At 34.5% G+C, this 11,614-nt stretch carries 12 protein-coding genes; 3 read left to right on the plus strand and 9 right to left on the minus strand.

The genetic code is table 11. From position 1 onward, the window contains the following. Window positions 1-2 precede the first annotated feature (2 nt). The 5 genes from mdoH to ACGH46_RS01050 all read right to left on the minus strand — a co-directional run bounded on the left by mdoH (window position 3) and on the right by ACGH46_RS01050 (window position 7,176). A complete protein-coding gene (mdoH, locus tag ACGH46_RS01030) occupies window positions 3-2,360 on the minus strand; it encodes a glucans biosynthesis glucosyltransferase MdoH (protein WP_411603539.1) in 2,358 nt (785 codons plus the stop codon). Between the two features lie 10 nt (window positions 2,361-2,370). Then, the gene (locus tag ACGH46_RS01035) at window positions 2,371-3,933 is read right to left on the minus strand and encodes a glucan biosynthesis protein G (RefSeq protein ID WP_411603542.1); all 1,563 of its coding nucleotides are present in this window, start codon (window positions 3,931-3,933) and stop codon (window positions 2,371-2,373) included. 18 nt (window positions 3,934-3,951) lie between these two features. Beyond that, on the minus strand, window positions 3,952-4,617 hold the full coding sequence (locus ACGH46_RS01040) for a hypothetical protein (RefSeq protein WP_267361060.1): 666 nt from the start codon (window positions 4,615-4,617) through the stop codon (window positions 3,952-3,954). 150 nt (window positions 4,618-4,767) lie between these two features. Next, complete coding sequence (locus ACGH46_RS01045) at window positions 4,768-5,004, minus strand: YecH family metal-binding protein (protein ID WP_065559551.1); 237 nt, start codon at window positions 5,002-5,004, stop codon at window positions 4,768-4,770. 228 nt (window positions 5,005-5,232) lie between these two features. Then, the gene (locus ACGH46_RS01050) at window positions 5,233-7,176 is read right to left on the minus strand and encodes an exoribonuclease II (RefSeq protein ID WP_411603545.1); all 1,944 of its coding nucleotides are present in this window, start codon (window positions 7,174-7,176) and stop codon (window positions 5,233-5,235) included. A gap of 130 nt (window positions 7,177-7,306) precedes the next feature. Here ACGH46_RS01050 and ACGH46_RS01055 point away from each other — a divergent pair, with 130 nt between their 5' ends. After that, window positions 7,307-8,062: an alpha/beta fold hydrolase gene (locus ACGH46_RS01055; protein ID WP_411603548.1), complete on the plus strand. Its 756-nt coding sequence runs from the start codon at window positions 7,307-7,309 to the stop codon at window positions 8,060-8,062. Window positions 8,063-8,065: 3 nt separating this feature from the next. Here ACGH46_RS01055 and ACGH46_RS01060 read toward each other — a convergent pair whose 3' ends face one another. From ACGH46_RS01060 to ACGH46_RS01075, 4 genes are read right to left on the minus strand one after another with little or no spacing between them, the layout of a single operon-like run. Then, on the minus strand, window positions 8,066-8,392 hold the full coding sequence (locus ACGH46_RS01060; protein ID WP_411603551.1) for a prepilin-type N-terminal cleavage/methylation domain-containing protein: 327 nt from the start codon (window positions 8,390-8,392) through the stop codon (window positions 8,066-8,068). After that, window positions 8,379-8,810 carry a DUF2509 family protein gene (locus ACGH46_RS01065; RefSeq protein ID WP_411603553.1) on the minus strand — a complete coding sequence of 144 codons (432 nt, stop codon included), beginning with the start codon at window positions 8,808-8,810 and terminating at the stop codon, window positions 8,379-8,381. Before ACGH46_RS01065 ends, ACGH46_RS01060 begins: the two co-directional genes overlap by 14 nt. Beyond that, a complete protein-coding gene (locus ACGH46_RS01070) occupies window positions 8,797-9,357 on the minus strand; it encodes a prepilin peptidase-dependent protein (RefSeq protein ID WP_411603555.1) in 561 nt (186 codons plus the stop codon). Before ACGH46_RS01070 ends, ACGH46_RS01065 begins: the two co-directional genes overlap by 14 nt. Further along, a complete protein-coding gene (locus ACGH46_RS01075; RefSeq protein ID WP_411603558.1) occupies window positions 9,351-9,830 on the minus strand; it encodes a prepilin-type N-terminal cleavage/methylation domain-containing protein in 480 nt (159 codons plus the stop codon). The genes ACGH46_RS01070 and ACGH46_RS01075 overlap by 7 nt, the downstream gene beginning before the upstream one ends. Before the next feature lie 219 nt (window positions 9,831-10,049). On the opposite strand from ACGH46_RS01075, the gene dapD reads away from it, so the two are divergent. Then, window positions 10,050-10,874 carry a 2,3,4,5-tetrahydropyridine-2,6-dicarboxylate N-succinyltransferase gene (dapD, locus tag ACGH46_RS01080; RefSeq protein WP_411597185.1) on the plus strand — a complete coding sequence of 275 codons (825 nt, stop codon included), beginning with the start codon at window positions 10,050-10,052 and terminating at the stop codon, window positions 10,872-10,874. A gap of 102 nt (window positions 10,875-10,976) precedes the next feature. Next, window positions 10,977-11,468 (plus strand): YajQ family cyclic di-GMP-binding protein, encoded by a 492-nt coding sequence (locus ACGH46_RS01085; protein ID WP_267350533.1) that lies wholly within the window; start codon window positions 10,977-10,979, stop codon window positions 11,466-11,468. Window positions 11,469-11,614: the final 146 nt, after the last annotated feature.

Genomic DNA, 11,614 nt, shown 5'->3' on the forward strand with positions numbered 1-11,614 from the left:
TACTATTGACGCTCATTTTGCCATAATTGGAACAAATTGTCGTATTTTTCTTGTTGCAGCCAAATATGGCGATGCAATTGAGAAAGGATGAAAGGATCTTCTAAAATTGCCAATTGTTGTTCTTTACTAATTTTTTCAAGATCTGTGTGTAAATAGTGATGAACTAATTCGTCACGTACTAATTGATTTTTTTCATTCGCTAAATGACGTGAAGTAGATAATGCACATGCCAGCGCATTATAAACCGGATCTACAAGTGCCATAATAAAGCCATGTTGCACAAAAGCAGCCTCGGTTTGTTGTAAATAATCGTCTGTCAATGTGACGGCACGAGTTGGATGCGTTTCTTCAGGGGTTAAAAATAAACCTGCTTTTTGAGCTTTGATTCCCACACTAGAAAGACCCGAAATACGAATAACCAATGGAGAAATAGTTAACGGTATCAGGATTGCAATGTACCAATAGGTAAATTGCGGGTTGAGCCAAATTATTATCGCTAACCAAATAATACCTAATATTGACAGTGGCCAGCAAAAATAGAATGACTCGCCCCATGTTAACGCGTCATCATTTCGTGAAGGGGATTTCCACTGGATTTTACTACCCAACCATGCTTTTACCACAAATTTACTATGAAATATCATGCGGATAGGGGCTAAAATCATCGACCATATCATTTCAATAAGGATAGATAAGGTTAATTTAAAAATTCCACCTACGTCTTTTGCTCTGGTTTTGGCAATGATAATACCATAGCTAAAAAATTTTGGCGCAAATAATAATATTAACGTTGTCGATAATAGTCTTATTGCTAACTGTTCATCCCATTTAGGCCAAGTAGGATAAAATTGATTGGATTGGTAAAAATATTGCGGTTCTGAAATGTTAAATACCAATAATAATAATGTAGAAAAGATTAAAAAGACCAACCATAAAAGTGACGAAATATAAGCCATACCACTGGTCAAAAACATAATGCGGTGGGTAAAGGTAATTCCACTTTTAAAGATTAATCTTAAATTGATTAGATTTCCCATACACCAGCGATTATCTCGTTTAAGATCTTCAATCATGTTGCCAGGAAGCTCTTCATAGCTACCATTAAGATTATAAGCAATCCAAACTCCATAACCAGCCCGTCGCATTAATGTCGCTTCCACAAGATCGTGTGACAATATATGAAGAGGCCCTTTACGTTTTTGTAAAGGTGATAAAATACAGTGTTCAATAAAGGGTTTTAAACGAATCATCGCATTATGTCCCCAATATTGTGCTTCACCCAATTGCCAAAAGTGAGTACCTGAACAAAATATATCACTATATATTTGATTAGCGAATTGTTGAATACGCCCATAGAGTGTTTTCATTCTGACTGACTTCGGAGGGGATTGCAAAATACCTGCATTAGGTGTCATTTCCATCATGGCAATCATTTTTAAAATACAGTCGCCAGTCATAATACTGTCTGCATCAAGAATCATCATATATTCATATAAATGACCCCAACGACGACAAAAATCATCGATGTTACCACTTTTACGTTTTACGCGGCGTTTGCGGTGACGGTAAAAAATTTGACAGCCGTTATCGGCTTTTTTAGCGTTGAAATCAGCCCAAGCTTTCAGTTCATTAACATAAAGATCGGGATCATTGGTATCACTTAAAATGTAAAAGTCACAACATGCGGCATGACCGGTTTCGACGAGTGATTGGTAAGTTGCTTCTAATCCGGCAAAAACACGTGCCACATCTTCATTACAAATTGGCATAACTAAAGCAGTGCGATGCGTATTGTCAATATGGGATGCAGGATCAGTTGGAATCGGTATGGTGAATCGATCTTTACCTATGACCGCCAAAATTAATCCCATAATACTTGTCCAAAAACCAATTGAGATCCAACAAAACAAGATAGCAAACAGGACTATTATAATTCCTTGAATAATATAGGGAATCACGTTATATATTGCCAGTTCAGGATTTAGCTGCCAATTAGCCATAAAATTAATTTTGTCCCAACTTTGATAGGGTAGCAAAGAAGATAAATAATTTGTGCCTAAATAAGTTTGAATGGCAATCAACAAAAACATGATCAAACGCCGAATTGTGGCAATAAAACTTCTATTTGGCTTGGATTTTGCTTTGAAAGGTTTATTCCAAATTTGAGGTTGGATTGCTACACGCTCAATGTCTGGATAGGTAGGTTGTTGCTTTCTGTCATCATTAAAATCACGAGTATCACTAATTTGATGCAAGCGATACTTCAAAAATGCCACATCATCAGAAGGCATTTCCTGTTCATTTGATTTCTGACACCAGTTATCGGCGTCAGAAAGATGTGAAAAGTAATCATTTTTCATAGGATTATCACTATTGTGCAGGGTATTGACCACTCCATGTTTCGGATAAAATTTCGTTAGTTTTCTCAGAAGCTAATTGAATACGAATATCAGTGGCTTTTTTGTTATCTTCAACATTAAACCTTACAATGACACGCCATCCTTTCGTGACCGAATTATATTGTGAGTCTGTGCTAACAATCGATCCATTGGTGATACTTGAAATCACCTTAACAGGTATTTTATTGGATAATTGAGGTCCTGCAAAATCAATGACGTAAGCATTAGAACCATCAAGTTTACGAATTAGATTTGCCTGTTTGATATCGCCTAGCGATAAACGCGTACTAACTGCTCTGGCAACATTACTTGGGTAACGTTGCCGATCATTTAACGTATAGTGTAATCGATAGCTAATATCAAGAACATCACCAGCATTGTACTGTTTTTTCGGAACCCAGAACGTTACGATATTATCGTTAGTTTCATCGGCGGTCGGTATTTCAACGAGTTCCACACGACCTTTTTGCCAATCGCCAAGAATTTCTGTCCAAACACTTGGTCTTTGCTCATAATGGTCGTCAAGGTCTTGGTAATCTTGAAAACCATTATCACGTTGAATCAAGCCAAATTGTTTAGGGTTTTCCAAGCTATAAGATGAAAACGATAGACGTTTAGGATTGTTTAACGGACGCCAAATCCATTCATTATTGTTGGTTAAAATGGATAACCCATTAGAATCATGCATAGCAGGGCGATAATTCAAAATTGGCGAAGGTTGATTTGGCCCGTATAAAAACATACTGGTTAAGGGTGCAACACCAAGTTTTTTTACTGATGTACGGAAGAAAACTTTAGCTTCAACCGTGACAGTGGTATCAACACTTGGGATTAACGTTATTTTGTATGCACCTGTTACACTAGATGAATCAAGAAGCGCATAAATCACTAAATGTTTCTGATTCGGTTCGGGTCTTTCTATCCAAAATTCTTTAAAACGAGGAAACTCTTCTCCCGATATTTCACCTGTATCGATAGCAAGCCCTCTCGCTGAAAGACCATAGATTTGGTTTTTACCTATTGCCCGAAAGTAACTACCACCGAGTGCAGTAAAAACTTCATCATCGGTTTTTGTTGGCGAATTGATAGGATAATGTACTTTAAATCCCGCAAAGCCTAAATTTTTAGTATCTAATTTATCTAAGTGAATCTGACTAAGGTCAAAATAACTAGGATCATATTTTATTTCTTGAGCGTGATTATTGACGACCTCATTAATCTTAACGGGGGTATCGAAATACATACCTTCATGATAAAACTCAAGTTTAAAACGAGTATCTTCATCATTCCAATAAGCTTTTTGATGATTAAATTGAATTTTCTGATAATCTGCAAATTGTAATGATGCAAGTTCACTCGGGATATTTTTGGATGGTTGCTGATAAGCTTTTTTTGACAAGTCTTTAGCTTTGTTTATCACATCCTCATACGAAAATGCCCAAGAAGAAAAGCTAATTAACGAAACAGCACACACGCAAAAAATTTTGCATGTGACTGTTTTATAAAATTGGCTGTTTGGCAATAAATTGTGCATAAAATACTCACATTGGGTTTATCTAAATATATTGAAATAATTAATAATATTATCTTTTGGATTGCCTAAACACTTTTCAACATAATCGTTTTTCATTTCTAAAATAATGCTTGGGTTTTGGTCAATCAAAAAGTGAGCATAATTATCTTTATTGATTTTAGAATAGAGTGCTGACATATCTTGCTCAGACATTTTAAATAAGGGTTGATAGTAGTTGGCAATCTTGGTTGTATCTTTTGTATAAATTGCCGAGACAAAATCAGCAGAAAGATCACAATAATTTTTGATATTGCTGCGAGATGCCTTGATTTTATTCAGTTCAATTTGACGCTCAGCTTCGTTTTCTTCAGTTATTTTTTTGAGTTGCAGATCAGATTTCAGCTTATAATATTCAGTCAAATAAAAATTTAAAACACAAAAGGCTGAATTATTATCATTTTTACACGTTAGCAATCCTCGCTTAATAACATAGTTATTAAAATTTTTGTTGCCAATTAATTGAGCTAGTTGATTTTTTGCATTAACAACATAGGGATTGTTATATTCAGTTTTATTTTGTAAAGCCAATAATTGATCTGTTTCAGTATTCCCTTCAGCTTTTTTCTGTGACAAATCAGATCGAAGTGCGCAACTTGAAACAAGAATAGCAACAATGGCACATGTTAAAATATTACTTATTTTCATATATAAAATTCCATGAACTTATTCTTGAGTTATAATTCAATAGGATGCTATATAGCTATTATTAAAAAAATTATATACTTTTTTTTATAATAACACTTTATAACGACGTATTTTTTTGTAAAAAATGTGATAGAACTTACAACTTTATCATTAGTGGTGACAGATCTTCTGAATATTAACTGTAAATTGCGTATTTGTTACAGGTGAAAATTTTGCTTTCGCTTTCAAAAAAGCAATCAGTTCAGATGCATTCATATCTGTTTTAGAGCAAGTATGAAATTTAGCATGTTTTCCAAATCGTTGTTCAATAGCTGCCAGTAGAGATAATTCTGTGTAGCTATTCCCTTCCATCATTTGTAAAACTTCATGACCATGAATTGATACCATAAATCCCTCTTGATGTTACCGATTAATGCTATAACAACGACACTTTTATAACCCATTTATCTTATAAAAGCAATGTTTTAACAAGGTTGGGAAAGATATCAGATCTTATCACGAAACAAAAGGATTTAATCGTTAAGATATTGTCAATATATGATGCCTTGATGCTAAATAATTACAGCATTAGGTAAAGATTAATTATCATTAATCTGCAAGGCATCATATTTTTAATTATTCATTAATATTTGTTAATTTAACGATAATTGATTGATTTTCATTTTTTACTTGAAAGATAGAAACAGGGATAATATCAGTGAGTTTATAACCGATGTTATCGTTTATTTTAATCACGCCTTCATCGGGTAATGAAACGATTTCTTCCCTTACAGAATGTAGCATGGATAAAGGTAAAAAAGCATAAGCACCAATATCGGTAAGACGAACTCTGGCACCGCCACGATTGATATCCACAATTTCAGCTGTGTATGTTTGACCAATTTTATCTGATAAGTATTGAGCAAATAGATTTTCGGCCATATCTCGTTCTGCCAATCTTAACATTTTTCGCCGTTCATTCATGGTTTTGAGTTGATTTGTATCCGGTGGTGTTAACGCTTCCTGGCGCATATAAGCTTTCAATAAACGATGATTAACCATATCGCCATATTTACGAATTGGTGATGTCCAAGTTGCATAAGCGTCAAATCCCAATCCAAAATGAGGTTGAGGTTCAATTGAAAAATCAGCCGGACTTTGGAATTTTCGTAATCGCATTGCTAAAAACGGATCATTATCAATGATGCGACGAAGTTTTATATAACCTGCAAACGAAGTTAGTGACGTTTTATCAAACTCAGTTATCCCGTTGTCGGCTAGAATTTTTAATATTTGATCCAGATATTTGGTGTCAAAACCGGTGTGAATATTATAAATACCAAAACCAATTTTTTCATTTAACATCGTGGTTAATGCTTGGTTTGCAATCACCATGACTTCTTCAACAATTTGATTAGCGATGCGACGCGGTTCTTTTATAATAGCTTCAACTTGGCGATTTTCATCAAGTACGAAACGGTAGTCGGTTACATCCTTAAAAACAAGTGCATTTTCTTGTCGCCAATTTATTCTGACCTTAGCTAAATTGGCTAAAATATTAAGTTGTTCGGGTAAAGATGAATGACTTGAAGATAATTGCTCATTGTTTTCCAAGAAGTCAGAAACATTGTGATAAGCAAGTTTGGCTTTCGATTCTATCCAAGCAGAGGTAAAACTGATGCTATCAAATAAGATATTCCCTGATGAATCAACTTTTAGCTTGCAGACCATTGCCGGGCGTTTTACATTCGCTTGCAAAGAACATAAATCATCGGCTAACTCTTTAGGTAACATTGGGATATTGAAATCGGGAAGGTAGGTCGTAAAATTCCTCATTTTTGCAATATTATCAATATCACTATCTTTCAAGACAAATGCTGTGGGATCGGCAATGGCGACATGAAGATTAAAATTACCTTGTTCATCCATATTAACCGAAATCGCATCATCCATATCTTGAGTGTTTTCACTATCTATGGTAAAAAAACAGATGTCAGTTAAATCTTGACGATTTTCAAGCTCTTTTTCAATAATCGATAAAGTATCAGCTTGCGGAACTGTTGTTTCTAAATTATAACGTGCTAGTGTTTTAAGCCATAATTTGTATTTTGAATCATCTTCAACGATGAAGTCGGTAATGGCTGCAACAAATTTTTTTTTGTCTGCGTTCAAAGGATGTGAAATTAGTGTTGCAACGACCCAGTCATTTTCTTTCAATTTTTGTTGAAGTTGACTATTTACTTTGCAGGGGATCGAAAAACTACTAGGCATGTTTTCTGGATAGATAACCATTGAACGGTCTTGGAAACTTATTCTTCCAATAAATGATTCTAATGCGCTTTCAAGTAATACTTCAGGTTCAAAAGATTCTTTATCGTTGTTTTTGACAACGATTCCAGAAACTTTGTCGCCATGACAAACGGTTTTCATTTTAGCCATTGGTATAAAATAACTGGTTTTGTTATCAACGTCTAAAAAACCGAATCCCTTCTCATGGGCTCGGACTGTGCCTTCAATGCGTGGCGTTTGTTGATGAAGCTCTTGCTTTAGTTGTGCGAGTAATGGGTTATTTTGAAACATATGACTTAATATATAATGAAAATAAGTGCTGAATTCTAACACATTTATAGCTTATATTGTTACAGAATTAATCACTAAATTATTATCAACTATTGGAATAAATTTTAAACATAAATATTAGAGTGGAAATATGAAACTAAACTATAAAATTCAGGGCGAAGGACAGCCTATTTTATTTTTGCATGGTATGTTTGGTAGCTTGGATAATTTGAATATGTTAGCAAAAGATTTTGCTCCGCATTATCAAACTATTCAGGTCGATCTGCGTAATCACGGACTTTCGCCGTGGTCAGATGAAATGAATTATGACGCTATGGCTAATGATGTTGCTGAGCTTTGTCATGAATTACAATTGAAAAATCTTATAATTGTCGGCCATTCAATGGGTGGAAAAGTGGCAATGCAATTAATTCGAATTGTGCCTGAAATTATACAGAAAGTTGTCGTCATGGATATTGCACCCGTAAAATATTTACAGTCGCCTAATTTTGATGTTATTCAATCATTAGAAAAGTGTTGTTCACAGCATATTACTGATAAAAAACAGATTATGCATATTATGGAGCAACAAGGTGTGAATACAGCGACTATCTATTTTTTATTAAAATCATTTAAAAACGATCACTGGCTATTTAATGCTAACATTATTGTTAAAAATTATTCTGATTTAAGTGATTGGCAAGCAGACGCGCCCAGTATGAAACCCATTTTATTTATTCGTGGTGGGAATTCAACATACATAGCTGATCAATATTTGGATACACTGTTTTCGCAATTTCCACAGGCTAAAATTGTAACTATTGAAGGGGCAGGTCACAATGTTCATGCTGAAAAAACCGCTCAAGTATTAACGGCATTGCATGAGTTTATCGAAAATAAAATTTAATTGTTATTGGCAAAATAATCGTTGTTGCTCATTTTTATCATAATTAGGTATTGTTATTGTTATGATGACCAATGTACATTGATTATTGTACGTTTTATTTTGTACGTGATATGTCCAATGTGTTGGAATAATATGTTGGGCAATATCAGGATAGCTATCGAGTAATTGGAAGATAACCTGATCAGCATGTAGTTTGTTGGTAATGTAATGGCGCTGATGAAATAAGGCTTTTTCCAACTGCATAAAACTAAGAAGAATGATTGAAAATAGTAGTGAGGCGATCAATACTTCAATCAAACTAAAACCGCCAGCATGTTTATTCACAATCATGACTTCTTTTCTCTGGGCAATAATCAAGCCACTGTCCTTTATGAACGATGAGTCTGTAGTTGTCTAAATGCGCTAAAGTATAAAGAAAAAATCCATTAGCTTCTCCTCGTACTAAAATGGCATTATCGTGACTCAAGTTCGATTGTTTAATACAAACTTTTAATTGTAAATTTAGCTCATGTTGGCATTGCCAATGGGGTTTAGGGCGCTGCCAACGTTGCGTTATTGCCCAACTTAATGATGAACTGGCGGTATTAAATTGTTGATAGTATCGTCTTTCTGTCATGGCAATTTTTTGCCATGATGCAACTAAAATATGAAATCCGAACAATAAAGATAAGCCTATTATCATTAAAATAATCACCATAACAATAGCACTAAATCCCGATTGATTAACAAAACGATTACCTGTTTTCATTTTTGATTATCTTGGTAAGGTGATATTGAATATGAGCATGTTTTTTTAATTCAGCAGTTAACTTTATTTCAATTGTCTGACTGCGTTGCTTGATACTAAATTGAGTGACACTCACATCATTTGGATCAAACAGGCGTTGCCAATTCAAACCATCACATTTTGTAGCTGCGTGTTTGTATTCAAGATTATTTTGGTGATAGCGAAAAGTAAAGACATCAAAATAAGTAGAATATAAAGATTTGCGACTCCCATTATCACCTAATCCACTGTCATAACGAATAACAATACAATCTTGTCGATCATTAATTTCAATGGGTTTAAATTTTATTTCTGTAGAAATATGATGCGTAAACCCAGCACGCTTAATATCTTTAGATAAGCCAGCCAGTGCTTGGTGAACTGTTTGTTGTAAATGTGATTTTAAATAATCATCACTTAGCCGCATTTGGAGTTGTTGATAACATTGACTTGTGCCAATCAAAATTAAACTTGCTATCATTAAACAGATTAATACTTCAAATAGCGAAAATCCTGATTGTTTTAACATGGAGGCATACCGGATAGATAACCTTGCTCATAACAAAAGCGAACCCTTCCTCGAAATGAGATAAAAATTTTTGTTTCGCCTATCTGATTATGAAGTTTTAAAGAAGCTGTTTGTGCCATGTTTCTTCGTCCCCAAAAGGAAATGATTTTTTTATTGGTTAAACCGCTTATTTCCACCGAATTGTTGGGTTTAATATATCGTAATTCACTCTCCATACAGGAATTGGGTTTATCGCCTTTACTGGCAACTAAACACCAAGGCGAGGAAAAAAGATAGAAATGATAAGTATGATTATAAGTGTATGCGTTAATTTGCACTTCGTTAAAAAAATGCGTTAATTGTTTAGTGGTGGTAAGTAATTCTTCTTTAAATTGTAACGTTTTCCATTGTGTTACACCAATGGAAGCAAATATGGCACAAATGCCCACAACAACGAGCAACTCTAATAAAGAAAATCCTGAATTTTGCATCATACATATTGGTTAAATTAGCGATATGATGATAGTAAATAATGACATTCAAATAACGATTTTTTATTGTCAAAATTGGAACACATTTCACAAATTAATGTCCTTTTTATTAAACAGTATTAAGATGATATGACAAACCGCTTAAAAAGTGCCGGATATTATATTATACTGTCAATCCTGATTAAATTTGCCAACGGACTTAAAAGTTAAAGGAAACAAGAGATGCAACAATTACAAACTATTATTGACGCCGCATTTGAACGTCGTGCGGAAATCACACCATCCAATGTAGATGCTGTTACACGTGATGCAATTAATCAATGTATTCATCTATTAGATAGCGGAAAAATGCGTGTCGCTGAAAAAATTAATGGTGAGTGGGTCACCCATCAATGGTTGAAAAAAGCTGTATTGCTCTCGTTTCGTATTAACGAAAATCAGTTGATCAATGCTGGTCCAACTAATTATTACGATAAAGTGCCGTTAAAATTTGCTGACTATGATGAAGCTAGATTTGCGCAAGAGGGTTTTCGTGTTGTTCCGTCTGCCATTGCGCGTAAAGGGGCTTATGTCGCTCGTAACACCGTATTAATGCCATCTTATGTTAATATTGGTGCTTATGTTGATGAAGGAACAATGGTTGATACCTGGGTTACTGTTGGTTCATGTGCCCAAATTGGTAAAAATGTTCATTTGTCTGGTGGTGTAGGTATTGGTGGAGTCTTAGAGCCATTACAAGCAAATCCAACGATTATTGAAGATAACTGCTTTATCGGTGCCCGTAGTGAGATTGTAGAAGGCGTGGTAGTTGAAGAAGGTTCGGTTATTTCAATGGGCGTATTTATTGGGCAAAGTACCAAAATTTATGATCGTGCAACCGGTGAAGTTCATTATGGTCGTGTGCCTGCAGGTTCTGTTGTTGTTTCCGGTAACTTACCAACTAAAGATGGTAAATATAGCCTTTATTGTGCCGTTATTGTTAAGAAAGTGGATGCCAAAACTTTAGGAAAAGTGGGTATCAATGAGTTACTTCGTACTATCGATTAATTTTTTAATCGCACTTAAAAATGCCACTAACTAAGTGGCATATATCTTTGTATTTTTCTTAGAATTCTATTTATATTTTTAATCTTTTGAAGAGGAGAGTTTATGCCTTCTTTCGATATCGTATCAGAAATCCAAATGCCAGAAGTGAAAAATGGCGTCGAGAACGCGTCACGTGAATTGACCACGCGCTGGGATTTTAAAAATGTTGAAGCTTCGTTTGAATTGAACGAAAAAAACGAGACAATTAAAGCCACCAGTCAATCTGAGTTTCAAGTTCAGCAACTTCTTGATATCTTACGAGATAAATTGGCTAAACGTGGTATTGATGGCGGTGCTTTAGACATTCCTGAAGAATTGGAGCATAGCGGTAAGCTTTACAGTATCACCGTCAAACTGAAGCAAGGTATTGATAAAGAGTTAGCTAAAAAAATAGTGAAATTAATTAAAGATAGTAAAATTAAAGTTCAAGCTCAAGTTCAAGGTGATCAAGTTCGTGTAACTGGTAAGTCTCGTGATGATTTACAAGCGACAATGGCTTTAGTCAAGAATGGTGAATTAGGACAACCTTTTCAATTTACCAATTTTCGAGACTAAACAACGCTTAAATTTGCCGATAATGTTGTCGGCAAGTTTGCTTATTGAATATCTGGTCTTCATTTTAGCATAATCCTCATTTTTTCTTATTATTACTAAAAAATTTCACCATACTATCATAAAGTTGATTTTCACAAATTTAGTAA

Source organism: Gilliamella sp. CG22 (assembly GCF_046635725.1).
Lineage (GTDB): Bacteria > Pseudomonadota > Gammaproteobacteria > Enterobacterales > Orbaceae > Gilliamella > Gilliamella apicola_I.